We start from the raw sequence: 24,613 nt of genomic DNA, 5'->3' as shown, positions 1-24,613 counted from the left end.
AGCCACGTCCCCACGCGGCAAGAGTGTTGCGCCACAGACCGGAGGAACGCCATGGATATTGCCGACCTTGCCCAGCGGATCGTCGGGGGCGAACGCCGGGCGCTGGCCCGTGCGATCACCCTGATCGAGAGCACCCGGCCTGACCATCGGGAACAGACTCGCGCGCTTTTGGAGGCGTTGCGGGGCACCGGGCGGCAGGCGCTGCGCATCGGGCTTTCGGGGACGCCGGGGGTGGGCAAATCGACCTTCATCGAATCCTTCGGAATGATGCTGACGGGGCAGGGGTTGCGCGTGGCGGTGCTGGCGGTGGATCCCAGTTCGGCCCGCTCGGGGGGGTCGATCCTGGGCGACAAAACCCGGATGGAGCGTCTCAGCCGGGAGCGGAACGCCTTTATCCGGCCCTCTCCCAGCCAGTCGGCGCTGGGGGGTGTGGCGCGGCGCACGCGTGAGGCCGTCGCCCTGTGTGAGGCGGCGGATTTCGATGTGGTGCTGATCGAAACCGTCGGTGTGGGGCAGTCGGAAACCATGGTCGCTGAAATGGCGGACCTGTTTATCCTGCTGCTGGCCCCCGCCGGTGGGGATGAGTTGCAGGGCGTCAAGCGCGGCATCATGGAGATGGCGGATATCATTCTTGTCAACAAGGCGGATGGCGATCTCAAGCCGGCGGCGGAACGGACCCGCGCCGAATATGCCGGGGCGCTGCGCCTGTTGCGTCGCCGTCCGCAGGACCCGAAGGCGTTTCCCAAGGCGATGTGCGTCTCTGCGCTGGCTGAGGACGGGTTACAGACCGCATGGGAAGAAATGCGCATACTGGACGCCTGGCGGCGGGAAAACGGCCATTTCGACATTCGCCGGGCCGAACAGGCGCGATTCTGGTTCGGAGAGGAGGTCCGCCGCGGCCTGCTGGCGCGGTTGGACGAAGATCCGCAGATGCGTGCCCGGATGCGCGCCCTGGGGGAAGAGGTGGCGCGCGGCGGGATGACGGTGGCGGTGGCGTCTCAGGCGATGCTGGCCGAACTGGGGGCCGGTGGATGACGCGTGCGCATTGGGCAGTTTTGCTGTTTACATTGGGGTATGTGGCCGTTTTCTCGGCCTGGTTCCTGGGCACCGGCAATACGGAATTTCTGTTTTATGTCGTCACAATGCTGGTCCTGATTGCGCTGGTCGCGCTGAGCTGGCGCAAGGGCGATTATCCCTTGCCGATCCTTTGGGCGCTGAGCCTGTGGGGGCTGGCGCATATGGCGGGCGGGGGTGTGCCGGTGGGGGATTCGGTCCTGTATGCCGCGGTTCTGGTGCCTGTGGTCGAAAACGCGGAGATGACGATTCTGAAATACGATCAGGCCGTACATGCCTATGGTTTCGGGGTAACGGCATGGCTGCTGCACCACCTTCTGGTGCGTCATTACCCGCCCGCCCGCGGCAGTCTCAGTGCGCTGGCCTTTCCCGCCCTTGGGGCGATGGGGCTGGGGGCAGTCAATGAAATCGTTGAATTCATTGCTGTTCTTGCGGTTCCGGAAACCAATGTAGGCGGCTATGTCAACACGGCGTTGGATCTTGTTTTCAATGCTTTCGGGGCGTGCATTACGGTGGCGGCAATCCACCTGTCCGGGGCAAAAACTTCGACCTGACTTCTTGACGGCCCACGTCTTTGCGCATAAACACCCGCAACGGAATTCGCGGCGCTGCTGTTGGCGGCGCCTGCTTTGTTATCGAGACAAGGAAAAAGCCATGTCGCGCGTTTGCGAACTGACCGGAAAAGGCCCCATGGTTGGCAACAATGTCAGCCACGCCAACAACAAGACCAAGCGCCGGTTCCTGCCGAACCTGAACGACGTGACGCTGATCTCTGACACGCTCGGCCGGTCTTTCAAGCTGCGCGTTTCGACTTCGGCGCTGCGTACGGTCGATCATCGCGGGGGGCTTGATGCGTTCCTCGCCCGCGCCAAGGATGCGGAGCTTTCCGAAAAGGCGCTCAAGATCAAGAAAGATATCGTCAAGGCGCAGGCCACCGCCTGAATTTCGCACCCTGCCATTCGAAGGCCCCGCTTTGGCGGGGTTTTTTCGTTTTGGCATTAATCGCTTGGCGATATGCGCGTCTGGTCTTAGAAAAACGTCATGATGCGCCCCCGGTTCCTTGTTGCGTTCGCTTTGGCCGTGTCGCTGGTGCTGGCCTCGCTTAGCCTGGCGGCTGCACGCGGGCAGGCGCCAGCGGCGGGCCAGGTTCAGATCTGCACCGGGATGGGTGTGCAGGCCGTCCCCGTCGATGCGGAGGGCAAGCCGGCGGGGAACGCCCATGTTTGCCCTGACGGGGTCAGCGCGATTGCCGCGGTGGCGTTGCCGGTTCTGCCCTCTGGTGTGGATGGCTGCGCCGATGGCGAATCGTTGTGCCTGCCGCGTGTTCTGGGCGGAACCGGGACAGCGTGCCCCTTCCCGCAGGCGCGCGACCCGCCCGCAGGGCCGGTTTTCCGCTGAAACCGACCTGACAAGGAAACCGAGATGTCTTTCAGAACTACTTTTTTTGCGGTTTGCGCCGCTTCTTTTGCAGTACCTGTGCTCGCCCAGGGTATCACCATCGAAGACGCCTATGCCCGCGCCTCCACGATGATGTCGCAGTCGGGTGCAGCGTTCATGACCATTGCCAATTCTGCTGAGGCCGATGACCGGCTGGTTTCGGCCAGTTCGGATGTGGCCAAGCGGGTGGAGTTGCACACCCATGTCGCCGGAAAGGGCGGGGTGATGCAGATGGTCGAGGTCGAAGAGGGGTTCGTTATCCCCGCGCAGGGACGCCATGTGTTGGAGCGCGGCGGCGACCATGTGATGTTTCTGGGGCTGAACCGGCCTCTGGAGCAAGGCGATACCGTAACCGTCACCCTGTCATTCGAAAATGCGGGCGATATCAGCGTGGACATCCCCGTCGATCTGAAACGCCAACCCATGGGCATGAAGCCGATGGGTATGAAGATGGGTAATTAGCCCGTGCGTGCCAGCACCTCGTTGACCCATTCGGGGACGAGGTCGCTGGCGCGGCCGTGCCGGGCTTCGGCGAAATCGTTTACGGTTTCCGATGGCTCGAGATTGATTTCCAGCGTGTGAGCCCCCGCGCGGGCGGCATCCTGGACGAAGGCCGCTGCCGGATAGACACTGCCCGAGGTTCCAATGGCGGCGAATGTCTTTGCCCTGCGCAGGGCGTCCCAGATTTCTTCCATGAAATAGGGAAATTCCCCGAACCAGACGATATCGGGCCGGGTTCCGGGGTGCGCGCAGGCCGGGCATGGATCGCCGGGGGCCATTTCCGCCGGGGCATCCCAGGCGTGTCCGCAGGCGGTGCAGCGGGCGCGGAACAAGTCCCCATGCATGTGCAGTACCGTTCTGGACCCGGCGCGTTCATGCAGGTTGTCGATATTCTGCGTGATGATCAAAACTTCGCCGGGCAGCGCCTTTTCCAGCCGGGCAAGGGCTGCGTGGGCGGCATTCGGGAGGGCCTCGGCGGCGTTCTTGCGGCGGGCATTGTAGAAATCGTGTACCAGCCTGGGGTTGGCGGCGAAACCTTCGGGGGTGGCGATCTCCCTCAGATCGTAGCGGGTCCATAATCCGTCTTTGTCGCGGAAAGTTCCCAGCCCGCTTTCGGCGGAGATTCCCGCCCCCGTAAGAATGACGAAACGTGCCATGGAGATATGGTAATCATGCCTGCCGGGCCGGCCAAGTACTTTGCGCAAGCTTGCCGGACCGGGCGGATTGCGCTTTGGTGGGAGGGAATCCACAGGGGGGGACCGTGATGACCCGTATCCTTTTTGTCTGTCTTGGGAATATCTGCCGGTCGCCTACGGCGGAGGGCGTGTTCCGGGGGCTGGCCGAGGCCGCCGGGGTCGCGGTACAGGTGGACAGTGCGGGAACCGGCGGCTGGCATGTAGGAAACCCGCCGGATCGGCGCGCCCAGGCCGCCGCAGCGGCGCGGAGCTATGACCTTTCCGGCCTGCGCGCCCGGCAGGTGTGCCCGGAGGATTTCGACCGGTTCGACCTGATCCTTGCGATGGATCGTTCGAATCGGGCGGATCTCGAACGTCTGCGCCCGGCGGGGAATACCACGCCGGTGCGCCTGTTTCTGGACTATGCCGGCGGTTCGCAGCGGGAGGTTCCCGATCCTTATTATGAGGGCGGATTCGATCGGGTGCTGGACCTGATCGAAGCCGCCTCACGCGGCGTTCTGCGGCAGGTGTCTCAGCCGCAATAAGAGGCGGCAGCCTGGCCAAAACGCTTGTAGCGTTTCCAGAAGGCTTCGTCATCCCGGCGGTCCGACTGGCGGACGACCTGTGCCTGGTGGGGATCGCGGAAGAACTTGATCGCCCGGCGCTGGTCGCTGCCGGAAAGCGTCATGTCTGCCACGTCCTGAATGCAGCCGCACAGGCTGCGCGAGGGGCCTCGGTCGGATTGGAGGCAGGCCCGTTCGATGGGTCCCGCCTGCGCGGTCGTAGTAGAAAGTACGGCCAGAGCGGCCACGAGTACGATGTTTTTCATTGATCTGCCTATGGTTCCTACCTGCGTGATGGGGTGGCGGCTGCCCGCTTCTTGGTCCAGCATGGAAATGGTAGTATGACTGAAAAGATGATTTTTTCAACAACTACCCTTTTGCGCGTGTCCGTCCTTTTTCCAGTGTGATCCGCAGCGCATCCCACAATGAGGGCAACAGCACCAGCGAAACGGGTGCTGCGGTGACCACGATGAAGCTTTGCAGCTTGTCCACGCCCCCCGAACCGAGCGTCACCAGGATAAGCGCCATAAGCCCCATTGCCAGCCCCCAGAACACCCGTACGGCCATTGCCGGGCGGTCTTCGTCGGACAGGGTCACGGCGATGACGTAGGTCATCGAATCTCCTGTCGTGGCGACGAACACGGTGGTCAGGACCAGGAACAGAACGGAGACAAGAAACCCCAGCGGCAGGTGCTGGGTGATGGCCAGCAGCGCGGCAGGCAGGTTGAAGCCCTCGAACGCGGCAGAGATCGAGCCGGGGTTGGCCTGTTCGAAGGCCAGCCCGGTGCCGCCCAGGATGGTGAACCAGAAATTGGTCGCGACCGGTGCGACGATGGCCAGCATCAGGACGATGGCGCGGATCGAGCGCCCGCGCGAGATGCGCGCGATGAAGATGGCCATCAGCGGACCATAGCCAAGAAACCAGCCCCAGAAGAAGACCGTCCACCACCCCAGCCAGCCGGGCGCAGAGAAGAAATCCGCTGACCCGCGGTGCAGCGCCATGCCGAAGAAGTTTTTCAGGTAGGTGACAAAGCTGGTGGCAAAGGCTTCGAAGACGAAGCCAGTCGGCCCCGCCACCAGGATAAAGGCCAGTAAAAGCGCAGCCAGTATCACGTTGAAGCGGCTGAGAATCTGGATCCCCCGGGACAGGCCCGTCATCGCGGAAACGGTGTAAAGAAGGACAAGCCCGGCGATGACGCTGGCCTGGGTGGCAAGCCCTTCGGGCAGGCCGAACAGTTCGTGCAGACCGTAGCTGACCTGCAGGCCGAGAAACCCGATCGGGCCGACGGTTCCCGCAACCACGGCGATGATGCAGCTGGCATCGGCGAGCAGCCCGATGGGGCCATGCAGGGCATGCCGTCCGAACAGCGGGTAAAGCAATGTGCGCGGCGCGAGCGGCAGGCCTTTCTCATAATGGTAGAACATCAGCATCACGGTGGTCAGTGCCCCCAGGATCGCCCAGCCGAGGAATCCCCAATGCAGGAAAGATTGTGCCAGCGCGGCCTGAAGGCCGGGCGTGGCCTTATCGGCGAAATAGGGCGGGGGCGAGAGAAAATGCGCCATCGGTTCGCCCGCGGCCCAGAACACGCCGCCGCCGGCCAGCAGGGTACACATGACCATCGCCGCCCATTGGAACAGGGTGAATTCGGGCGTGTCGCGCCCGCCCATCACGGCGCGCCCGCCGGGGAGAACGACCAGGACCATGCCGATCAGGAACGTTCCCAACAGCAGAGCCTGCCAGTAGAGGCCGAAATACCGCGCCGCGAAGGCAAAGCCGGTGTCCACGGCCTGAGACAGGGCGTCCAGGTCGATCAGCGCCGTCAGGCAGAAAAGCGCGATGAACCCGCCGGTGATGGCGAAAAGCGGTTTGTTGACATGGGCGTGGGCGCCCATATCCGGCGATGCGGTTGTTTTCATGGGAAGGAACGGTCCTCTTGTCCGTTTTCAGGGCGCTTTGCGCCGGGCTTTGTGGGGTGGGGGTCTGCCAGAGTCGTGCAGGGGCCCGAAAGGCCTTTTCTGAAAACCTGCGGAAATTCACCCGACCGATGTAGCCATGCAACGCTTTACACGGCGCAACAGCCATTGACCGCCCGTGGTTTCCGCAGCATATCGCTCTGCATGACCGAGCTTGGCCTTATTCGCAATTTTTCCATCGTGGCCCATATCGACCACGGCAAATCCACCCTTGCGGACCGTCTGATTCAATTGACGGGGACCGTGTCCGAACGCGACATGAAAGAGCAGCTGCTCGACGCGATGGACATTGAGCGGGAGCGGGGCATCACCATCAAGGCCAACACCGTCCGAATCGATTACCCGGCGCAGGACGGCAAGACTTACGTGCTGAACCTGATTGATACGCCCGGTCACGTGGACTTCGCCTATGAGGTCTCCCGCAGCATGCGCGCGGTGGAGGGCTCCTTGCTGGTCGTGGATGCGACGCAAGGGGTCGAGGCGCAGACGCTGGCCAACGTGTACACCGCCATCGAAGCCGACCATGAGATCGTCCCGGTTCTCAACAAGATCGATTTGCCCGCCGCCGATTGCGACCGCGTGGCCGAGCAGATCGAGGACGTGATCGGTATCGATGCGACGGACGCCGTGCAGATCAGCGCCAAGACCGGCCTTGGGATTCCCGATGTGCTGGAGGCCATCGTCACCCGCCTGCCGCCGCCCCATGAGGGCGATCGGCACGCGCCGCTCAAGGCGATGCTGGTGGACAGTTATTACGACCCGTATCTGGGTGTCGTGGTCCTTGTGCGCATTATCGACGGCGTGCTCAAAAAGGGCGATCGCGTGCGTATGATGAAGACCGGCGGCACCTACGGGGTGGACCGCATCGGTGTATTCCGCCCCAAGATGACGGATGTCGCAGAACTCGGTCCGGGGGAGATCGGGTTTCTGACCGCTTCGATCAAGCAGGTGCGCGATACCCGCGTGGGGGACACGATCACCACCGAAAGGAAAGGGTGTGAGACACCGCTGCCCGGGTTCAAGCCGGCCCAGCCGGTGGTGTTTTGCGGCCTGTTCCCGGTGGATACCTCGGAATTCGAGGATCTGCGCGATTCGATCGAAAAGCTCGCCCTCAACGATGCCAGCTTCAGCTATGAGATGGAAACCTCGGCTGCGCTGGGCTTTGGTTTCCGTTGCGGTTTTCTGGGGCTTTTGCACCTTGAGGTCATCCGGGACCGGATCGAGCGGGAGTATGGCATCGACCTGATCACCACCGCGCCCTCGGTGATCTATCATGTCTACATGCGCGATGGCGAGATGATAGAGTTGCACAATCCCGCCGACATGCCGGACCTGACCCATGTCGACCACCTTGAGGAACCGCGCATCAAGGCGACCATCCTTGTCCCGGACGAATATCTTGGCGATGTGCTGAAGTTGTGCCAGGACCGCCGGGGGGAACAACTGGATCTGACCTATGCCGGTTCCCGCGCCATGGTGGTTTACGACCTGCCGCTGAACGAGGTCGTGTTCGACTTCTACGACCGGCTTAAATCCGTCACCAAGGGCTATGCCTCTTTCGACTATCAGTTGATCGGCTACCGTCAGGACCATCTTGTGAAGATGCAGATTCTCGTCAACGATGAGCCGGTGGATGCGCTATCCGTCATGGTCCATCGTGACCGGGCCGAAGCCCGCGGGCGCGCCATGTGTGAAAAGCTCAAGGAGCTGATTCCCCGTCACATGTTCAAGATTCCGATCCAGGCGGCGATCGGCGGGCGGATCATTGCCCGTGAAACGCTGGCGGCCCTGCGCAAGGACGTGACTGCCAAGTGTTACGGCGGCGATGTGACCCGCAAGAAGAAACTTCTGGAAAAGCAAAAGGCGGGCAAGAAGAAGATGCGCCAGTTCGGAAAGGTGGAAATCCCGCAGGCGGCCTTCATCAACGCGCTGAAAATGGATGACTAGACCGGATCCCCTGAGGGTGCTGCCAGCGATATTTATGCAACCTGGACGTATAACAACCTAAAATAGTATTTTTTTGATAAAAAGAACTTGTGGCGAATCTAAAGTCGGGATTACGTTGCCCAGCGATGTTTTGTTCTGGGTAATGAATAATGGCAGATTTAACCTATACGTCAGGGTCGGCAACCGACTATGCCAATGCGTTGCTGGGTAAGGGGATCACGCTTGTCTCGGCCTCATTGATCGGGTCCACGAGCCAGTCACGCATCTACACCGACGGTGACGCGCAGTCCCCCACCGTGACGCCTACCGACACGGGGCTGATCTTTTCCACAGGCCTGGCCGAATCGTTCAACGACGACGATACGACCAATGATGAACTCGACAGCTTCATCGGATCCGGTGGCGATAGCGACCTCTCCAATGAGGTTGGCTCGACGACACGGGACGCTTCCGGCATCGTGATAACCTTTACGGCGGACAAGACGGGAACGATCGATCTTTCCCTGACCTTCCTCAGCGACGAATATCCGGATTACTTCGGGTCAAGGTTCAACGACGTCGCCGGCGTTTTTGTCAATGGGGCACTGGTCCCCATCACCGATACGGTGAATGGTTACTATGCCGTGAACGATATGGAAAGCGGCGGGTCGTTTTTCGACAATGGCGAAACCGGCGATACGAACACATACGGTACAGATTTCAATGCCTTCCGTTCCGGTGTGGCCAGTTTCAACGTGGTTGAGGGGCAAACCTATACGCTGAAAATCGTCGTTGCGGACATTGTCGACCGTAAGTTCGACTCCGCCCTGATGGTGGGGTCCGGCGCCGTCAAGATTGTCTGCTTTACGGAAGGCACGATGATCCAGACCCGATCCGGCCCGGTCGCGGTGGAGGATCTTTCGCCGGGCGACATGGTCCTGACGAAAGATCGGGGTTATCAGCCGCTGCGCTGGTCGGGGGCGACGCGGCTGTCAGCGGGGCGGCTGTCCGCCAACCCGCACCTTCGAGCCATCCGAATCCGGGCCGGGGCGCTGGGGGCGGGGATGCCTGGACAGGATTTGACCGTCTCACCCCAGCATCGCGTGCTTGTGCGTTCCCGCATCGCCGAGCGCATGTTCACGGCGACAGAGGTTCTCGTCCCCGCGAAGGCGCTCTTGCCGCTTGAGGGTGTTGAGGTCGTCGATGATGGCGCAGAGGTTTCCTATTTCCACCTGCTGTTCGATCAGCATGAGATTATTTTTGCGAACGGGGCGGAAACTGAATCTCTTTACCTTGGGGAAACTGCGCTAGAGTCCGTTGGGCGGGAAGCGCGGCGGGAAATTCAGGAACTTTTCCCCGATTTGCGTACGATCCATCCCGATCCGGTTCGCCCTCTGGCAACCGTAAGGCGAGCCAGGACTTTGGCGGAGCGGCATCTGCACAATGCAAAGCCAATCTGCACCAGCGCCTGAGGAGAGAACCGGTCGGGAGGCGGATGTACTGGGTGGCTGCGACATCCCGACATATTCTTATTTTCAGATATATGTTTATCTTTCCCGGTATCACCGAGGAGGACTTCATGCAAAATGCCCTTAAGGCCGTTGTTCTTGTCGCGCTCCTGGCTGCGACACCCGCAAATGCACGCGACGCCGAACGCCTGGTGACAGTCGTGACCTCTCCGGAACCGCAAGTGCAGGCGATGAGCATGGTGTTGACACTTCAGGCTGTGCAGCGCGGGGTGGCGACCCGTATCCTGTTGTGCGGTCCGGCAGCGGATATAGCCCTGCGTGAGGCCCCCGGAACGGCAACCGCAGGTCAACCGCCACAGGGGGCAAGCCCGCAAGGCCTGTTGAAATCCGCGTTGGACGGCGGCGTGCGGGTTGAGGTTTGCGCCCTCTACCTTCCCGGCAAGGGCCTGTCGCCGGAGGCCTTGATCGATGGGGTGAACCCGGCTGCGCCCCCGGCGATGGCAAGGACACTTTTGGACAGCAAGGCACGCGTCTGGTCGTTTTGACTTGCGCCATGTCAAGGACATCCACCATAAAAGGCGCTTTTCCAACATTTGTTTTGTGACGAGGGGATCTGTGGTGGCACGGTTGGCGACGCTTTTGTTTTCCCTGATACTCCCCACTCTCATGGGGGTGGGGATCCTGGGTTTTCTTATGGCAGGGTTCGGCACGCCGGGCCCCATCGTGGCGGCGGCCGTCGGGTTGATCTTGTCCTTGCCGCTGTCCTGGGCGGTGGCCCGCACACTGTACTGACCGGCGCGTCTGCGCCGATCAGATGACATCCTGACAAACGGAGAACTGGATCATGTCGGTTTCGGGGTACTCACGGATACAAATCCGCCTGCACTGGGTCATCGTGGCCCTTGTTGCGCTTCAGTTTCTGTTCAACGGGTGGGTTTCGGCAGCCTTCCGCGATGGGCTGGAACGTGGCGCAACGGCGATGACGCCTTTGGCGGGCGGCCATATCGCGTTGGGAATCCTGGTGCTTGTCCTGAGTTTCTGGCGTCTTATCCTGCGGGTGCAGCGCGGGGTGCCGGCGCCGGTTTCCTCCCACTCGGCGGCACAGGTCAAGGTGTCAAAGGGGCTTTTCGGGGCGTTTTACGCGCTTTTGATCCTGTTGCCCGTATCGGGGATGGTGGCATGGTCGCAAACCTCTGCGACGGCGGGCGCAATCCACGGACTTTTGACGACGCTGCTCTTGCTGCTTGTCATTTTGCATGTGGCGGCGGCGCTTGCCGGGCATTTTCTGCGCAAGGATGGCACGATGACCCGGATGAGGGTGCCGCAGGATTAATCGAGGAACGCGCGCACGGCAGCTTCGAACTCGCGCGGTTTTTCGGCGTGCAGCCAGTGGCCCGCGCCGGGAATCCTTGCGAACCGGGCCGCCGGGAACAAGGCCTTGATCCGGGGGCGGTGCCGGGGCTCAACATAGTCTGACAGATCGCCCGACAAGAACAGCGCGGGGCCGGTGAAGGCCCCCGCAACGCCCTCTGGCCATCCGGTGATGTGCGCCATTTCGGCTTCCAGCACATCAAGGTTCAGCCGCCAGCGGGGTGGGCGGACCTTCAGGTCCAGAGATTGCAACAGGAAGGCCCGTACGGAAGGGGTTTCCACCTCCTGCGCCAGCGCGCCATCCGCTTCGCTGCGCCGGGTCATGGGGGCGATGTCCAGCCCGCGCATCGCCCGGATCAGGTGCGACTGGCTGTGCCCATAGGCGACCGGGGCGATATCGGCCACCACCAGCCGCCTCACCAGCCCGGGCCGGGAGAGCGCGAGCATCATTGCCGCCTTGCCCCCCATCGAATGCCCCAGAACATCGATCTGGCCGCCCTGTTTTTCGATGACCTCGGCCAGGTCGGCGGCCAGGTCCGGGTAACGATGGGCGGGCGCGCGAAAGCTTTCCCCGTGGTTGCGCATATCCACGGCAAGCACCCGGCGCGTATCCGACAGCCTCCTGGCGATGACGCCCCAGTTGCGCGCCGAGCCGAAAAGACCGTGTGCGATCAGAAGCGGTGTGCCGCCAGAGCCAAGAGAGACCGTGTTGAGCATGTGTTCGGGGCCCCGAAGGGCCCCCTTTCGTTACAGGTTCGGATAGATAGGAAAGCGCGCGCAAAGCGCCTCTACCTCGGCCTTGACCTTGGCTTCGGCGGCGGCATTTCCCTCTTCGCCGCTGCCGGCCAGCCCGTCGACGACCTCGGTGATCCATGTCCCGATCCGGGTGAACTCGGCCTCACCGAAGCCGCGCGTCGTCCCGGCGGGAGAGCCAAGCCGAATACCGCTGGTGATCGTCGGCTTCTCGGTGTCGAAGGGGATGCCGTTCTTGTTGCAGGTGATATGCGCCCGGCCAAGCGCCCTTTCGGTCGCGTTTCCTTTTACGCCTTTGGGCCGCAGGTCTACCAGCAGGACATGGCTGTCGGTGCCGCCGGTGACGATGTCCAGCCCACCCGCGATCAGTGCGGCAGACAGCGCCTGCGCGTTCGCGATGACCTGTTTCTGGTAGGTCTTGAACTCGGGGCGCAAGGCTTCACCGAAGGCAACCGCCTTGCCCGCGATCACATGCATCAGCGGCCCCCCCTGAATGCCGGGGAAGATGGCAGAGTTGAACTTCTTGGCCAGAGTCTCGTCATTGGTCAGGATCATGCCGCCGCGCGGGCCGCGCAGGGTTTTGTGGGTGGTGGTGGTGGCGACATGGGCGTGCGGGAAGGGGGAAGGGTACAGCCCCGCCGCGACCAGCCCGGCAAAATGTGCCATATCCACCATCAGCCAGGCCCCGACCATGTCGGCGATCTCGCGGAAGCGTTTGAAATCCAGAACGCGCGGAATGGCGGAGCCGCCGGCGATGATCATCTTCGGCTGGTGTTCCTTGGCCAGGGCCTCGATCTGATCGTAATCGGGCAGCAGGTCGCTTTCACGCACGCCGTATTGCACCGCATTGAACCACTTGCCAGACTGGTTCGGTGCCGCCCCGTGGGTGAGGTGACCGCCCGCGTCCAGCGACATGCCCAGGATCGTGTCGCCCGGCTTCAGCAGTGCGGTGAAGACCCCCTGATTGGCCTGGCTGCCGGAGTTGGGCTGTACGTTGGCAAAGCCGCAGTCGAACAGTTTGCAGGCGCGGGCGGTGGCCAGGTTTTCGGCGATATCCACGAAGTGACAGCCCCCGTAATAGCGCCGCCCAGGATATCCTTCGGCGTATTTGTTGGTCAGCACCGAACCCTGCGCCTGCATCACGGCGGCGGAGACGATGTTCTCGCTGGCGATCAGTTCGATCTCGTCACGTTGGCGGCCAAGCTCCTGCGCCACGGCGGCAGCGATTTCCGGGTCGCGGGTGCTCAGGTCTTCGGTGAAGAAGTCGCTGTCGCGGGGGGTATCTGTCATCTTGGCATCTCCTGGTGGGCCGACTGTGCGGCGTTTTTATCCAAACTTCCCCGGCGGCAAAAGGGCGTTTGCGACCCGCAGGCTGTGTTAACCGGCCCTTGTGTTTCCGATCCGGGCGCGCGATGACATTTTCAGAAACGCGCGAAAGGACAGGAATGGCACGGTTTCGGAAAATTGCATTTCTTGCCAGCCAGACGGAGGCCGCGCAACGAAACCTTGCCGCGTTGGAGGCGCGCTATGGTCATGTGCCCCCCGTCGGTGCCGATGTGATCGTGGCGCTGGGCGGCGATGGGTTCATGCTGGAGACGCTTCACGGCCATCAGAGCCTGGGGCGCCCGATCTACGGCATGAATTGCGGAACCGTGGGGTTCCTGATGAATGAGTTCCAGTCCGAAGCCCTGACCGACCGGCTGGAGGAGGCGGAAGAGGTCTATCTCAACCCCCTGCGCATGCGCGCGACCCGCCCCGACGGTTCTACGGCCGAGGCACTGGCGATCAACGAAGTGAGCTTGCTGCGTGCGGGGCCACAGGCGGCAAAGCTGCGCATCAGCGTCGATGGCAAGGTGCGGCTGGAGGAACTGGTGTGCGATGGGGCGTTGGTGGCGACCCCGGCCGGGTCCACCGCCTACAACTATTCCGCCCATGGGCCGATCCTGCCGATCGGGGCCGATGTGCTGGCGCTGACGGCGGTGGCGGCCTACCGGCCCCGGCGCTGGCGCGGGGCGCTGGTTCCCACCACCTCGACGGTACGCCTGGAGGCCATCAATCCGGAAAAGCGCCCGGTCATGGCCGAAGGCGACAGCCGCGGGGTGGGCATCGTGACCAGCGTGGAGATCATGTCCGAGCCGGCGATCACGCATCGCATCCTGTTCGATCCCGATCACGGGCTGGAAGAGCGCCTGATCCGGGAGCAGTTCTTCTAAGATTCGGGGCGGTTCCACTGGCCGCGCTTGCGGTAGATCGTGGAAGGCGCAACATCGAGAATACGCGCGGCACGCGGTACGGAGCCCCCGGCATGGGCGATGGTTTCCTCTATCACCATCTGTTCGATTTCCGCGAGCGATTTCCCCAGAAGTCCGCTTGTCGCCAGCCCGGAAGTCACGGTGGAGGTAACGACCGTGTCGCGTTCGTGCAAAAGCTCGACCGGCAGCATGTCAAGTGTCACCTCCGGGCCATCGAAAAGCACCACTGCGTGGCGCAGCACGTTGAGCAGCTGGCGCACGTTACCCGGCCAGGGTAGCTGGCAAAACAGGGTCTTCACCTCGTTGGACAGCCGGGTAAAACTCTGGTTTTCTTCCGCCGCCATCCGTGTCAGCGCGCCTTCGGCGATATCGATCACGTCGCCGCCCCGGTCCCGCAGGGGGGGCAGGTGGATTGGAACCACATGCAGGCGATAGTAAAGGTCCTCACGAAACCGGCGGGCACGAACCTCCGCCAGCGGGTCGCGGTTGGTGGCGCAGATGATTCGCACATTCACCTTGCGCGGTTGTGACGCCCCGACCGGCTGGATCGTCGACGTTTGCAAGAACCGCAACAGCTTGGTTTGCAGGTTCAGGTCCATCTCACAGATTTCGTCAAGGAACAAGGTGCCGCCATCGGCTACCGCCGCGGCGCCGGGCTTGTCGGAAAGTGCGCCGGTGAAGGACCCCTTGAGGTGGCCGAAAACCTCCGATTCCAGCAAGTCCGCAGGTATGGCCCCGCAGTTGAGCGGCACGAACGGTCCCCGCGCCCGGTTGGAGGCTTCATGGACCGCCTGTGCGCAGATTTCCTTGCCGGTGCCGCTTTCGCCGGTGATGAAGACCGTTGCCATGGATTTTCCGACCGATGCGATGCGGCTGTAAACCTTCTTCATCGTGGGAGAACTGCCCAGGAATCCCGCTGGGTGCGGGGGGGTGGAAGCGGGCTCCACGCGCTCGGCGCGGGCGGTTTCCACCGCGTGCAACAGACGTTGTTCGGTGAACGGCTTGAGCAGGAATTCGTAGGCCCCGGCCCGCATCGCGTCCACCGCCCGGTTGATGGACCCGTTCGCGGTGATGACAATGACCCGTGTCGTGGGGCGCTGGTGGAGAAACTCGGTCATGAGATCCTGGCCGGGGCGGTCCGGCAGCATCAGGTCCAGTAACACGACATCGGGGTTGTTTTCCCGAAAGGCGGTCAGTCCTTCACGGGCATTGCCGGCGCAGACGACCGTGTATCCGGCGTTCTGAAGGATGGATTTGTACACCACCTGTAACGAAGGCGTATCCTCGACCAGAAGGACTGGCACGTTCATCGTGCATGCCCGTAAAAGCGGCGGGCGGTCTCTTTCGAGAGACGGGTCACCAGACCCTCGATGTCGTCTGTCAGGCCGGGGAGGATCGCGGAGATGTTTTCCCAGTCGTTTTCATGGGCAGCCTGGTTCAGGGCCTCGGCGCGGGCCTGCATCCGCTTTGCCCCGATCGCCCCGGCCAGCGAGATCAGAACATGGGACCGGGCGCGCAGCGCGCCACAATCCCGCGCGGCAAACCCCTTGCGCAGGTCGTTTTCAGTGTCGGAGAAATCGTCCTGCAAGTGGCGCAGCAATTCGTGCCCCCCATCGGGGGAGAGCGCCAGCAGCCGGTCGAGACTGAGGGCACAGTACGCAGCGGGTGACGGCAGATTGGGGTACAAATCCTGCTGCGGATCACGCTTTTTCAGGACCAGTCCGATCGCTTCGCCAAAGGCCTCGAGGCTGAGAATCGGTTTGGGCAGGATGCCGTCGGCCCCGGCGGTATAGATCTCTTCCCGGGATGCGCTGAGCACGAAGGCCGTCACCGCCAGAACGGGAATGTCGCTGTTGCGCCCCGCCCTGCCCCGCAGGTCGGCGATGACGTCGATGCCTGATCGGCGGGGCATTTCGATGTCGATCAGGGCAAGGTCGAAATTCTCTCGCCGCAGGGCTTCCTGCGCAGCGTGGCCGTCCGCGGCGATTTCACACTGGGCGCCGAGTGTTTCCAGCATCTGCCGGAGCATGAGTTGATTGGTGGCGTTATCCTCGGCGACAAGTATCCGCCACCCCGAAAGGTCCGGAAGGCCGTTTCCCCCGCCGGGACCGGTCAGCCCCGGAGCCCATGTCGTGCGCGGCAAGATGATGGATACCTGCGCGCCGCCCTCGGGGTGGTTTGAGACATGCATCCGGGCATTGATCCGATCGGTGAGGTCTCGCACGATATGCAGCCCCAGCCCGTCCCCCGGTTTGGTGTTTTCGGGGCAGCGCCCGCGATATTCGAAAAGTCGTGCTATCGCGCCACTGGAAAACCCCGGCCCGCTGTCGCGAATCTCGAAGCAAAGCGTTTCGTGACTTCCCATCGTCGTTTTCATGTAGACGGTGCCACCTTCGCTGTACTTGATGGCATTTCCCAGAAGGTTGGAAAGAATGCGTTCCAGGGCACCCTGTTCGGTGCCGATCTCTGCGGGAAGGTCCGCATCCCTTCTGGACACGAAGCGTACGCCGCGTTCAAGCGCATTGGCCCGCCAGCGCATCGCGACGGAATCCAGGAGCGTGCGTAAGGGGTAAGCAGGGACGCGCGTCGCCTGAACGGCCTCGCCGGTGTAAAGGGCGAGAACCTCGTCGGTCAGGCGGACAAGCTGCGCGGCGGCGGATCGTATGCGCTCTCCCTGAAGGCGGGAGGGGTCATCGAGGTCGGAGAGATCCATCAGGGACAGGCCGCCGACGATGTCGGAGACTGCCGTACGGATGTCATGCCCCAGAAGTGAGGCCCGCTTGCGATGCAGGTCACTGTCGGTGTTGAAGCCCTGCCGCGCCGCGGCGGGATGTGGGGCGATCTGGCTCATTCGGAACACCCGCAAAGATTGCGTCTATTCCAATTAGCCTTTTTTGATCCGGTTATCCAGTGCGCAGGCGCCCAAGGCGCCCGCGCACCGGGGGATCAGGCTGCCTTTGGGTAGCCAAGCCCCTTCAGGGCTTCGGCAATTTCGTCGAGGATGGCCGGATCGTCTATCGTGGCCGGCATCCTGAAATCCTGCCCGTCGGCGATTTTGACCATTGTTCCGCGGAGGATCTTGCCCGATCGCGTCTTGGGCAGGCGGTCCACCACGCAGGCCAGTTTGAAGGCCGCGACCGGGCCGATCTGGTCGCGCACCAGCTTCACGCATTCCCGGACGATTGCGCCGTGGTCGCGCTCCACGCCCGACGTCAGGCACAAAAAGCCCATCGGTACCTGGCCCTTCAGATCGTCCGAAACACCGATGACGGCACATTCGGCCACGTCCGGATGGCTGGCCAGGACTTCTTCCATCGCGCCCGTGGAAAGACGGTGGCCGGCCACGTTGATCACATCGTCGGTGCGGGCCATGATGTAGACGTACCCGTCCTCGTCCTTATAGCCTGCGTCGCCGGTTTCGTAGTAACCGGGGAAATGGGACAGGTAGGACTTGAGATACCGCTCTTCGGCGTTCCACAGGGTCTGCAAGGTCCCCGGCGGCAGTGGAAGCTTGATCCCGATCGCCCCCAGTGTGTTTGGCCCGACCTCGTGCCCGCCCTCGTCAAGGATGCGGATGTCATAGCCCGGCATTGCGACGGAAGGAGAGCCCAGCTTGACAGGAAGCGGCTCGATTCCCATCGGGTTTGCGGCTATGGCCCACCCGGTTTCGGTTTGCCACCAGTTGTCGATCACCGGGACGTTCAGGTGATTTTGCGCCCACTTGATGGTATCCGGGTCGGCGCGTTCGCCGGCAAGAAACAGGGTCTTCAGGCAGGAGGTGTCATATTTGCGGATGAATTCGCCCAGCGGATCCTCGCGCTTGATGGCGCGAAAGGCCGTGGGCGCGGTGAACAGCACCTTCACGTTGTAGTCGCGGATGATGCGCCAGAATGTGCCCGCATCGGGGGTCCCGATGGGCTTGCCCTCAAAGACGATGGTGGTGTTGCCGTGGATCAGCGGTGCGTAGCAGATATAGCTGTGTCCGACGACCCACCCGACGTCGGATGCCGCCCAGAACGTGTCGCCCGGATCGACACCGTAGACGTTTTTCATCGACCAGTTCAGGGCCACCAGATGCCCCGCGGTCGATCGCACAACCCCCTTGGGCTGGCCCGTCGTGCCGGACGTATACAGGATATAGGCGGGATGGTTGCCTTCGACAGGCACGCATTCGGCCGGTTCGACACCGTACTGAAAGCCGTGCCAGTTGTAGTCGCGCCCCTCTTCGAGATGGGCGACTTCCTGTTCGCGCTGCAAAATGACACAGAAATCGGGCTGGTGCCCGGATTGCGCCAGCGCGTCGTCCAGCAACGGCTTGTAGTGGACGATGCGGCCCGGCTCGATTCCGCAGGACGCGGCGATGATGCACTTGGGTTTGCAGTCGTCGATGCGCACGGCCAGTTCATGGCTGGCGAAGCCGCCGAACACCACCGAATGCACCGCGCCAAGCCGGGCACAGGCCAGCATCGCCTCCAGGGCTTCGGGAATCATCGGCATATAGATGATAACCCGGTCGCCCTTGCCCACGCCCTTGGCACGCAGCGCCCCCGCAAGCGTTGCCACCGCGTTGCGCAGCTTGACATAGGAAATCACCCGGCGGGTTTCGCTGACGGGGCTGTCATAGATGATGGCGGGCTGGTCGCCGCGGCCATTCTCCACATGCCGGTCCACCGCGTTCCAGCAGGTATTGACCAACCCGTCCGAAAACCATTCGTATATCGGGGCCTTGTCGTCAAAAAGCGCCCTGGAGGGCTTCCTGGTCCATTCGATCCCGTCTGCGGCCTGCATCCAGAAAGCTTCGGGATCAGCCTTCCAGCCTTCGTAAATCTCGGCATAGCTCATTTTAGGTGTCCCTCCTGTGCATTTTGGAAATTCTGTTACGCAGAGAGGGCTCTCTGCGCAAGATAGAAACCAATGGGGTTGATGGCGCATCGCCTATAACGGCACACAATGGCATGCAACCATTTTGTGAATATGACTCGCCCGCGGCGTGAAGATGCAGCCTTGCAACCGGCCGGACTGCGCCGCAGATTGCGGAAAGGGAACACGGGAGACAATCATGCCGCTTTTGTCCGCTGCACGTGCCGTGCGCGAAAACGCCCATGCCCCTTATTCCGGCTTCAGGGTCGGGGCTGCCATTCGCAGCGGGAGCGGTGCGGTTTTCACCGGATGCAATGTTGAAAATGTAGCTTTTCCCCAGGGAACCTGTGCCGAAGCCGGGGCAATCGCCGCAATGGTCGCCGCCGGTCAGCGGGAAATCGCAGAGGTCGCCGTGATCGCGGATAGTCCCGCCCCGGTGCCGCCCTGCGGAGGCTGCCGTCAAAAACTGGCCGAGTTTGCCGGCCCGGATGTGCCGGTGACACTGGCGACCCTTACGGGCGAGACGCTGACCACGACGGTGGGGGCGTTGCTGCCCGGGGCGTTTTCAGGCCTCCATATGGGGCGGGGATAATGGACGCCCGCGACATTATTGCGCAATTGCGGCGCGGTGAACCGCTCGGGGTGTCGGCGTTGGAATGGTTTGCACAGGGGCTGGCTTCTGGCGCGGTGAGCGATGCGCAGGCCGGCGCCTTCGCGATGGCGGTCTGTCTTCGGGGGCTTTCGCCAGAGGACCGCACGGCCCTGACCTGTGCCATGCGCGACAGCGGAAAGGTGCTGAACTGGGATCTTCCCGGCCCGGTCGTGGACAAGCACTCCACTGGCGGGCTGGGCGATTGTGTCAGTCTGCTGCTTGCCCCGGCGCTGGCCGCCTGTGGGGCTTTCGTGCCGATGATCTCCGGTCGGGGGTTGGGTCATACCGGCGGTACGCTGGACAAGCTTGCCGCGATTCCGGGGTACCGCACCGAGGTCGGCCTGTCGGAGCTCAAGGCTGTGACCGCGCAGGTCGGTTGTGCTGTCGTGGGGGCTTCCAGAAACATCGCTCCGGCGGACAAACGGCTTTACGCCATTCGCGATGTCAGCGGTACGGTCGAAAGCCGCGATCTCATCACGGCCTCGATCCTGTCGAAAAAGCTGGCCGCCGGGCTGGAGGGGCTGGTGCTGGATGTGAAGACTGGCTCCGGGGCGTTCATGACCGATATCGAAGCGGCGCGGGATCTGGCGCATGCGCTCGTACGGACGGCACAGGGGGCGGGGTGCATGGCCTCGGCGCTGATTACCGACATGAACCAGCCGCTGGTGGGCAGTTGTGGAAATGCGCTGGAAGTGATCGAGGTGATGGAAACGCTTACCGGCACTGGCGTCACCCCGGCCTTGTGGGATCTGACCTGTACCCTGGGGGGGGAGGCGTTGGCGTTGGTCGGGCTGGCGGAAGACGCCGCCGATGGCGCGGGGCGCATTGCGCAGGTTCTGGAATCCGGTGAGGCCGCTCTGCGCTTTGGGGAGATGGTGGCCGAGCTTGGCGGCCCGCTGGATTTCGTCGAACGCTGGCGCGACCGGTTGCCCGCCGCGCCGGTGGTTCGCCCGGTGCGGGCAGATCGCACGGGGATCGTGCAGGCGATCGACGGGCGGATGCTAGGCCGGGGAGTCATTGCGTTGGGCGGCGGGCGGCACCGCGAAGGCGACCGGATCGATGTTTCCGTCGGAGTGTCGGAAATCGTGATGCTGGGGGAGGCCATCATGCCGGGCATGACGCTGGCGCTGATCCACGCCGCCAACGCGGATGAGGCCGAGGATGCGGCCCGTATCCTGCGTGGGGCCTTCACGTTGGGCGATGCCGCGCCCCGGCCGGCACCCCTGATCTATGAAAGGATCGGCTGATGCCGCGCGCGTTTCTTGTGGTGATGGATTCGGTCGGGGTCGGCGGCGCCCCGGATGCGGGGGAGTTCTTCAATGGCGATGTCCCTGACACCGGGGCGAATACGCTGGCCCATATTGCCCGGGCCTGCGCCGAAGGCCGGGCGGAAGAGGGGCGTTCCGGCCCATTGCGTCTGCCCAATCTCGATGCGCTGGGCCTGGGGGCGGCGCTGATCCTGGCCAGCGGCGCGCAGGGGCCTGGGCTGGGGGCTGCACCGCAGGGTCTTTGGGGGGTTCTGGAAGAAACCTCCCCCGGCAAGGACACGCCGTCGGGACATTGGGAACTGGCGGGTGTGCCGGTGCCATGGAACTGGCGTTATTTTCCCGACCGGGTGCCCGCCTTCCCCCCGGAGCTGAGCGCGCAGATCGCCGCGGTGGCCGGGACGGGCGGCGTTCTTGGTGATTGCCACGCCTCGGGGACGGAAATCATCGCCCGCCTCGGGGCCGGGCATATGCGGACCGGCTGGCCGATCTGCTACACATCCGCCGACAGCGTGGTTCAGATTGCGGCGCATGAAGAAACCTTCGGTTTGCGACGTCTGCTGGATCTGTGTGCCGCCATCGCCCCGGAGGTGCATGCGATGAAAGTGGGCCGGGTGATCGCGCGGCCCTTCGTGGGGGATGCCGAACGGGGCTTTACCCGCACGGCGAACCGGCATGACTATGCCATCGCGCCTCCGGCTCCGACGCTGTGCGACTGGGTGCAGGATGCGGGGCGGCGGGTGCAGGCTGTCGGCAAGATCGGGGATATCTTCTCGATGTGCGGGATAGACGAGGTCCGCAAGGGGACCGATGCCACCCTGATGAACCACTGGCACGACCTCATGCGGGAGGCGCCCGATGGCAGCCTGACCTTTGCCAATTTCGTGGAGTTCGACAGCCATCATGGCCATCGCCGCGATATTTCGGGTTATGCCTGTGCGTTGGAACGGTTCGACGCCGGGCTGGGGCGCATTCTGGCGGTGCGCCGCCCCGGCGATCTGGTTCTGCTGACCGCAGATCATGGGAATGATCCCACATGGCCCGGCACCGACCATACGCGGGAGCGGGTGCCCGTTCTGGGCGCAGGTGCAGGGAGACGGTCAGTCGGTCTGCGGGCCTTCGCGGATGTCGCCGCAAGCGTTGCGGCCCATCTGGACGTGCCTGCGGCCGGGCCGGGGAGGAGCTTTCTTTGAGCCTGCCAAAGATAGAGTTGCATTATCATCTGGAAGGGGGCGCGCCACCGGAGCTGATCCGCGAGCTTGCGCGTCGTCATGGGGAGGATATCTCGGGCATCTTCGCGCCCGAAGGCGGCTATCTGTATCGTGATTTTGCACGGTTCCTGAAGGTATACGAGGCCGTGACCTCGGTTTTGCGCCAGCCTGAGGATTATGCCCGCCTGACCCGCACTGTCCTGGAGAACGCCGCGCAGGCGGGTGTGATCTACCTTGAGACATTTCTTTCGCCGGATTTCTGCGGCGGGGGCGATGTTGCCGCGTGGCGCGACTATCTGCATGCCATCGCGGAGGTGCGCGTGCCGGGAATCGAACTGCGCGGCGTCGTCACCTGCATCCGCCATTTCGGCGGGATCCCGGCCCGACGCTCGGCATTGTGTGCGGCGGAAACAGCGGGAGATTTCATCGTCGGGTTCGGCATGGCCGGTGAGGAAGGGGCGGGGCGCGCAGCCGATTTCGCCTATGCCTTCGACATGGCGCGCGAGGCGGGGTTGGGCCTGACGGCCCATGCGGGGGAATGGGGCGGCCCGGCTTCGGTGCGCGATGTTCTGACGCTGGGCGTCTCGCGTATCGGGCATGGCATCGGTGCGGCACAGGATCCGGCCTTGGTGGCGCAGCTTGCCGGGACCGGCGTTGTGCTGGAGGTCTGCCCGGGGTCGAACGTTGCTTTGCGGGCGGTGGCGGGCTGGGCCGCACACCCGATCGACCGGTTACGCCGGGCGGGGGTGGCGGTGACTGTCTCAACCGACGATCCGGCGTTTTTCGCCACCACGATGGAGCGGGAATATACCATGCTGGCGGAAACCTTTGGTTGGGCAGAGGCCGATTTCACGGCATTGAACCGGGTTGCGGCCCGCGCGGCCTTCTGCGATGACCTGACCCGCGCGCGTTTGCTGAAACATCTGGAGGCCCCCGATGTCTGAGTATCTGACCATTGTCCGGCACCCGCTGGTCCAGCACAAGCTGACCCTCATGCGTGAGGCAGGGGCCTCGACCGCGGAGTTCCGCCGCCTGTTGCGTGAGATCAGCCAGCTTCTGGCTTACGAGGTCACCCGCGATCTGGAACTGACCACCAGGCCCATCGACACGCCGGTTTGTGCGATGCAGGCCCCGGTTCTGGCCGGCAAGAAGCTGGCGCTCATATCGATCTTGCGGGCGGGGAACGGGCTGCTCGACGGTGTTCTGGAACTGATCCCCTCGGCGCGGGTGGGGTTTGTGGGCCTCTACCGGGATGAGGTGACCCTGCGCCCGGTACAGTATTACGTCAAGCTGCCGCAGGATCTGGCGGGCCGGCTTGTCGTGGCGGTCGACCCGATGCTGGCGACGGGCAATTCCGCGGTTGCGGCGATCGACCTGCTGAAAGAGGCAGGGGCGACGGATATTCGTTTCATGTGCCTGCTGGCCGCGCCTGAAGGCGTTGCCCGGATGAAAGAGGCGCATCCGGATGTGCCTGTCATCACGGCCGCGCTGGATGAGCGGTTGAACGAGCACGGTTATATCGTGCCCGGTCTGGGAGATGCCGGGGACCGGATGTTCGGAACCAAGTGATCAGTTGCACATGGCCTGAAGGCGAACCCATTCCCCATCGGGCATGAGGGGCACCGGCGCATTGGCCGGCGGCGCGGCTTGCGACAGCAGCGCGGCCCCTTTCCGGCCAAGGCTGCGCGCATAAGGGCCGGGGGACACGCCCGCCACGGCGAAGCGGTCCAGCAATTGGTTCGCGGGCAGTTGGGCCGGCGCGGTGAAGATATCCCTGGCGTATGCGTCGAGGGCGCTTTCGGGTAGGGCGCCGGTGGTCAGGAAACGGAAGGTCGCCAGAACGCCCGCGTGACGCAGCACCCGCGAGAGCGGATCCTGACGGGTGATGCGCAGATCCTCTGCCAGGGTATGCGCGGCCAGGGCGCTGGCATCTTCATGCTCCTCGATCAGGGCCCGGTTCAGCAGGATCATGCCCCCTGGCAAATGTGCTGACACTCCCCCTGAGGGCAGGACTACAAGCCGCGTGTTCTTGCCGGGCAACAGCCGTGCCGAGAGGTCCGTCAAGGCCCGGCTGCTGCCGGTGCTGACGCAGGGGGGGCCGTGCAGGACGGTGACCCTGCGCAGAAGATCCTGCCCGATCTCGGCCCGGATTTCGGGCGGCACGACACCGACCGCATGCCGGACCAGCGCGCCCGGCAGCCAGAACACCGCCAGCCCCAGGACCAGCAGAGCCGCCGCCGCCGCCGTCCCCTGCCGCAGCCGGCCGGAGCGCGGACGCCCCCGGCCAAGGGCAGCGCGGATTTTCTCGATCGCACCGACCATGGTGGCGTCGTCGATTTCCAGCGTTTCGGTGGCGTCTTCTCCGGGGCTGTAGAGCGCGGGCATGCGTCCGGGATTGAGCCGGCTTACCGCGGCCAATGACCAGTGAGTCAGGGCGATTTCGTTAAAATCTGAAATGACCAGGGAGTTTTCACCGAATGACACGATCACGTCGCGACGCTGGGCCTGTGGCGTATCGCGCCACAGGCCGGGGCTTTCGAGCCGCTGGAATTTGTGAAGGGCCGTCATCGGCACGGGTCTGCCTGCATCTTATTGATTTGGCAAACCATAGCCCGCAGGGGCGGCCCTTAC

Annotated in this window: 26 protein-coding genes; 17 read left to right on the top strand and 9 right to left on the bottom strand. The window is 63.3% G+C overall.

Going from position 1 to position 24,613, the window contains the following annotated elements; genetic code table 11:
• Positions 1-51: 51 nt before the first annotated feature.
• The 5 genes from meaB (at position 52) to C8N32_RS06780 (ending at position 2,973) form a co-directional block, all read left to right on the top strand.
• A complete protein-coding gene (gene meaB, locus C8N32_RS06800) occupies positions 52-1,035 on the top strand; it encodes a methylmalonyl Co-A mutase-associated GTPase MeaB (RefSeq protein ID WP_107891742.1) in 984 nt (327 codons plus the stop codon).
• A complete protein-coding gene (locus tag C8N32_RS06795) occupies positions 1,032-1,628 on the top strand; it encodes a DUF2238 domain-containing protein (protein ID WP_107891740.1) in 597 nt (198 codons plus the stop codon). Before meaB ends, C8N32_RS06795 begins: the two co-directional genes overlap by 4 nt.
• A 100-nt stretch (positions 1,629-1,728) precedes the next feature.
• Entirely contained in the window at positions 1,729-2,016 is a 288-nt protein-coding gene (rpmB, locus tag C8N32_RS06790; RefSeq protein ID WP_107891738.1) for a 50S ribosomal protein L28, read from the top strand.
• A gap of 99 nt (positions 2,017-2,115) precedes the next feature.
• The gene (locus tag C8N32_RS06785; RefSeq protein WP_107891736.1) at positions 2,116-2,472 is read left to right on the top strand and encodes a hypothetical protein; all 357 of its coding nucleotides are present in this window, start codon (positions 2,116-2,118) and stop codon (positions 2,470-2,472) included.
• A 24-nt stretch (positions 2,473-2,496) separates the two neighbouring features.
• Entirely contained in the window at positions 2,497-2,973 is a 477-nt protein-coding gene (locus C8N32_RS06780) for a copper chaperone PCu(A)C (RefSeq protein ID WP_107891734.1), read from the top strand.
• On the opposite strand, the gene C8N32_RS06775 is transcribed toward C8N32_RS06780, so the two are convergent.
• On the bottom strand, positions 2,970-3,668 hold the full coding sequence (locus C8N32_RS06775; RefSeq protein ID WP_107891732.1) for an NAD-dependent deacylase: 699 nt from the start codon (positions 3,666-3,668) through the stop codon (positions 2,970-2,972). The genes C8N32_RS06780 and C8N32_RS06775 overlap by 4 nt on opposite strands.
• A gap of 107 nt (positions 3,669-3,775) precedes the next feature.
• Here C8N32_RS06775 and C8N32_RS06770 point away from each other — a divergent pair, with 107 nt between their 5' ends.
• Complete coding sequence (locus tag C8N32_RS06770; protein WP_107891730.1) at positions 3,776-4,231, top strand: low molecular weight protein-tyrosine-phosphatase; 456 nt, start codon at positions 3,776-3,778, stop codon at positions 4,229-4,231.
• Here the strand turns inward: C8N32_RS06770 and C8N32_RS06765 are convergent.
• Together C8N32_RS06765 and C8N32_RS06760 are read right to left on the bottom strand one after the other, a co-directional pair.
• On the bottom strand, positions 4,219-4,578 hold the full coding sequence (locus tag C8N32_RS06765; RefSeq protein ID WP_420853788.1) for a hypothetical protein: 360 nt from the start codon (positions 4,576-4,578) through the stop codon (positions 4,219-4,221). The genes C8N32_RS06770 and C8N32_RS06765 overlap by 13 nt on opposite strands.
• A 40-nt stretch (positions 4,579-4,618) precedes the next feature.
• Positions 4,619-6,166 (bottom strand): BCCT family transporter, encoded by a 1,548-nt coding sequence (locus C8N32_RS06760; protein ID WP_107891728.1) that lies wholly within the window; start codon positions 6,164-6,166, stop codon positions 4,619-4,621.
• 201 nt (positions 6,167-6,367) lie between these two features.
• On the opposite strand from C8N32_RS06760, the gene lepA reads away from it, so the two are divergent.
• From lepA to C8N32_RS06735, 5 genes are all read left to right on the top strand, one after another.
• Positions 6,368-8,170 (top strand): translation elongation factor 4, encoded by a 1,803-nt coding sequence (gene lepA / locus C8N32_RS06755; protein WP_107891726.1) that lies wholly within the window; start codon positions 6,368-6,370, stop codon positions 8,168-8,170.
• 149 nt (positions 8,171-8,319) lie between these two features.
• Positions 8,320-9,621 carry a Hint domain-containing protein gene (locus C8N32_RS06750; RefSeq protein ID WP_107891725.1) on the top strand — a complete coding sequence of 434 codons (1,302 nt, stop codon included), beginning with the start codon at positions 8,320-8,322 and terminating at the stop codon, positions 9,619-9,621.
• A gap of 107 nt (positions 9,622-9,728) precedes the next feature.
• A complete protein-coding gene (locus tag C8N32_RS06745; RefSeq protein ID WP_107891864.1) occupies positions 9,729-10,163 on the top strand; it encodes a DsrE family protein in 435 nt (144 codons plus the stop codon).
• A gap of 73 nt (positions 10,164-10,236) precedes the next feature.
• Positions 10,237-10,410, top strand: a complete 174-nt coding sequence (locus tag C8N32_RS06740; protein WP_107891862.1) for a CTP synthetase — start codon at positions 10,237-10,239, stop codon at positions 10,408-10,410.
• 52 nt (positions 10,411-10,462) lie between these two features.
• Complete coding sequence (locus C8N32_RS06735; RefSeq protein ID WP_107891724.1) at positions 10,463-10,951, top strand: cytochrome b; 489 nt, start codon at positions 10,463-10,465, stop codon at positions 10,949-10,951.
• Here the strand turns inward: C8N32_RS06735 and C8N32_RS06730 are convergent.
• Both C8N32_RS06730 and glyA read right to left on the bottom strand, forming a co-directional pair.
• Positions 10,948-11,706, bottom strand: coding sequence for an alpha/beta fold hydrolase (locus tag C8N32_RS06730; RefSeq protein ID WP_107891723.1), 759 nt, complete (start codon positions 11,704-11,706; stop codon positions 10,948-10,950). The genes C8N32_RS06735 and C8N32_RS06730 overlap by 4 nt on opposite strands.
• Before the next feature lie 30 nt (positions 11,707-11,736).
• On the bottom strand, positions 11,737-13,032 hold the full coding sequence (gene glyA, locus C8N32_RS06725) for a serine hydroxymethyltransferase (RefSeq protein WP_107891722.1): 1,296 nt from the start codon (positions 13,030-13,032) through the stop codon (positions 11,737-11,739).
• 155 nt (positions 13,033-13,187) lie between these two features.
• Here glyA and C8N32_RS06720 point away from each other — a divergent pair, with 155 nt between their 5' ends.
• Complete coding sequence (locus C8N32_RS06720) at positions 13,188-13,955, top strand: NAD kinase (RefSeq protein ID WP_107891721.1); 768 nt, start codon at positions 13,188-13,190, stop codon at positions 13,953-13,955.
• On the opposite strand, the gene C8N32_RS06715 is transcribed toward C8N32_RS06720, so the two are convergent.
• From C8N32_RS06715 to C8N32_RS06705, 3 genes are all read right to left on the bottom strand, one after another.
• Positions 13,952-15,304, bottom strand: coding sequence for a sigma-54-dependent transcriptional regulator (locus C8N32_RS06715; protein ID WP_107891720.1), 1,353 nt, complete (start codon positions 15,302-15,304; stop codon positions 13,952-13,954). The two genes, C8N32_RS06720 and C8N32_RS06715, sit on opposite strands and share 4 nt — an antisense overlap.
• Positions 15,301-16,845, bottom strand: coding sequence for a response regulator (locus C8N32_RS06710; protein WP_107891719.1), 1,545 nt, complete (start codon positions 16,843-16,845; stop codon positions 15,301-15,303). The genes C8N32_RS06715 and C8N32_RS06710 overlap by 4 nt, the downstream gene beginning before the upstream one ends.
• A gap of 95 nt (positions 16,846-16,940) precedes the next feature.
• Positions 16,941-18,836: a propionyl-CoA synthetase gene (locus tag C8N32_RS06705; RefSeq protein ID WP_107891718.1), complete on the bottom strand. Its 1,896-nt coding sequence runs from the start codon at positions 18,834-18,836 to the stop codon at positions 16,941-16,943.
• Between the two features lie 217 nt (positions 18,837-19,053).
• Between C8N32_RS06705 and C8N32_RS06700 the strand changes: the two genes are divergently transcribed.
• From C8N32_RS06700 to upp, 5 genes are read left to right on the top strand one after another with little or no spacing between them, the layout of a single operon-like run.
• Positions 19,054-19,446 (top strand): cytidine deaminase, encoded by a 393-nt coding sequence (locus C8N32_RS06700; RefSeq protein WP_107891717.1) that lies wholly within the window; start codon positions 19,054-19,056, stop codon positions 19,444-19,446.
• Positions 19,446-20,753 carry a thymidine phosphorylase gene (locus C8N32_RS06695; RefSeq protein WP_107891716.1) on the top strand — a complete coding sequence of 436 codons (1,308 nt, stop codon included), beginning with the start codon at positions 19,446-19,448 and terminating at the stop codon, positions 20,751-20,753. The genes C8N32_RS06700 and C8N32_RS06695 overlap by 1 nt, the downstream gene beginning before the upstream one ends.
• Positions 20,753-21,964 (top strand): phosphopentomutase, encoded by a 1,212-nt coding sequence (locus tag C8N32_RS06690; RefSeq protein WP_107891715.1) that lies wholly within the window; start codon positions 20,753-20,755, stop codon positions 21,962-21,964. The genes C8N32_RS06695 and C8N32_RS06690 overlap by 1 nt, the downstream gene beginning before the upstream one ends.
• Entirely contained in the window at positions 21,961-22,926 is a 966-nt protein-coding gene (locus tag C8N32_RS06685) for an adenosine deaminase (protein ID WP_107891714.1), read from the top strand. Before C8N32_RS06690 ends, C8N32_RS06685 begins: the two co-directional genes overlap by 4 nt.
• Positions 22,919-23,551 carry a uracil phosphoribosyltransferase gene (gene upp / locus C8N32_RS06680; protein WP_107891713.1) on the top strand — a complete coding sequence of 211 codons (633 nt, stop codon included), beginning with the start codon at positions 22,919-22,921 and terminating at the stop codon, positions 23,549-23,551. Before C8N32_RS06685 ends, upp begins: the two co-directional genes overlap by 8 nt.
• Here upp and C8N32_RS15475 read toward each other — a convergent pair whose 3' ends face one another.
• On the bottom strand, positions 23,552-24,550 hold the full coding sequence (locus tag C8N32_RS15475) for a hypothetical protein (protein ID WP_107891712.1): 999 nt from the start codon (positions 24,548-24,550) through the stop codon (positions 23,552-23,554).
• Positions 24,551-24,613 lie beyond the last annotated feature (63 nt).

Origin of the sequence: Rhodovulum imhoffii, assembly GCF_003046545.1 — a bacterium.
Taxonomy (GTDB): domain Bacteria; phylum Pseudomonadota; class Alphaproteobacteria; order Rhodobacterales; family Rhodobacteraceae; genus Rhodovulum; species Rhodovulum imhoffii.
The sequence above is the reverse complement of the archived record's forward strand: the minus strand, read 5'-3'. Positions and strand labels throughout refer to the sequence as shown.

Excerpts from the sequence above, each read along its gene's own strand:
- C8N32_RS06795 (WP_107891740.1), top strand. The coding sequence starts at position 1,032 with ATGACGCGTGCGCATTGGGCAGTTTTGCTGTTTACATTGGGGTATGTG.
- C8N32_RS06775 (WP_107891732.1), bottom strand. The coding sequence starts at position 3,668 with ATGGCACGTTTCGTCATTCTTACGGGGGCGGGAATCTCCGCCGAAAGC.
- C8N32_RS06745 (WP_107891864.1), top strand. The coding sequence starts at position 9,729 with ATGCAAAATGCCCTTAAGGCCGTTGTTCTTGTCGCGCTCCTGGCTGCG.
- C8N32_RS06695 (WP_107891716.1), top strand. The coding sequence starts at position 19,446 with ATGGACGCCCGCGACATTATTGCGCAATTGCGGCGCGGTGAACCGCTC.
- C8N32_RS06730 (WP_107891723.1), bottom strand. The coding sequence starts at position 11,706 with ATGCTCAACACGGTCTCTCTTGGCTCTGGCGGCACACCGCTTCTGATC.
- C8N32_RS06765 (WP_420853788.1), bottom strand. The coding sequence starts at position 4,578 with ATGCTGGACCAAGAAGCGGGCAGCCGCCACCCCATCACGCAGGTAGGA.
- glyA (WP_107891722.1), bottom strand. The coding sequence starts at position 13,032 with ATGACAGATACCCCCCGCGACAGCGACTTCTTCACCGAAGACCTGAGC.
- upp (WP_107891713.1), top strand. The coding sequence starts at position 22,919 with ATGTCTGAGTATCTGACCATTGTCCGGCACCCGCTGGTCCAGCACAAG.
- rpmB (WP_107891738.1), top strand. The coding sequence starts at position 1,729 with ATGTCGCGCGTTTGCGAACTGACCGGAAAAGGCCCCATGGTTGGCAAC.
- C8N32_RS06720 (WP_107891721.1), top strand. The coding sequence starts at position 13,188 with ATGGCACGGTTTCGGAAAATTGCATTTCTTGCCAGCCAGACGGAGGCC.
- C8N32_RS06760 (WP_107891728.1), bottom strand. The coding sequence starts at position 6,166 with ATGAAAACAACCGCATCGCCGGATATGGGCGCCCACGCCCATGTCAAC.
- C8N32_RS06715 (WP_107891720.1), bottom strand. The coding sequence starts at position 15,304 with ATGAACGTGCCAGTCCTTCTGGTCGAGGATACGCCTTCGTTACAGGTG.
- C8N32_RS06690 (WP_107891715.1), top strand. The coding sequence starts at position 20,753 with ATGCCGCGCGCGTTTCTTGTGGTGATGGATTCGGTCGGGGTCGGCGGC.
- C8N32_RS15475 (WP_107891712.1), bottom strand. The coding sequence starts at position 24,550 with ATGACGGCCCTTCACAAATTCCAGCGGCTCGAAAGCCCCGGCCTGTGG.
- C8N32_RS06780 (WP_107891734.1), top strand. The coding sequence starts at position 2,497 with ATGTCTTTCAGAACTACTTTTTTTGCGGTTTGCGCCGCTTCTTTTGCA.
- lepA (WP_107891726.1), top strand. The coding sequence starts at position 6,368 with ATGACCGAGCTTGGCCTTATTCGCAATTTTTCCATCGTGGCCCATATC.
- C8N32_RS06710 (WP_107891719.1), bottom strand. The coding sequence starts at position 16,845 with ATGAGCCAGATCGCCCCACATCCCGCCGCGGCGCGGCAGGGCTTCAAC.
- C8N32_RS06750 (WP_107891725.1), top strand. The coding sequence starts at position 8,320 with ATGGCAGATTTAACCTATACGTCAGGGTCGGCAACCGACTATGCCAAT.
- C8N32_RS06705 (WP_107891718.1), bottom strand. The coding sequence starts at position 18,836 with ATGAGCTATGCCGAGATTTACGAAGGCTGGAAGGCTGATCCCGAAGCT.
- meaB (WP_107891742.1), top strand. The coding sequence starts at position 52 with ATGGATATTGCCGACCTTGCCCAGCGGATCGTCGGGGGCGAACGCCGG.
- C8N32_RS06735 (WP_107891724.1), top strand. The coding sequence starts at position 10,463 with ATGTCGGTTTCGGGGTACTCACGGATACAAATCCGCCTGCACTGGGTC.
- C8N32_RS06770 (WP_107891730.1), top strand. The coding sequence starts at position 3,776 with ATGACCCGTATCCTTTTTGTCTGTCTTGGGAATATCTGCCGGTCGCCT.
- C8N32_RS06700 (WP_107891717.1), top strand. The coding sequence starts at position 19,054 with ATGCCGCTTTTGTCCGCTGCACGTGCCGTGCGCGAAAACGCCCATGCC.
- C8N32_RS06785 (WP_107891736.1), top strand. The coding sequence starts at position 2,116 with ATGATGCGCCCCCGGTTCCTTGTTGCGTTCGCTTTGGCCGTGTCGCTG.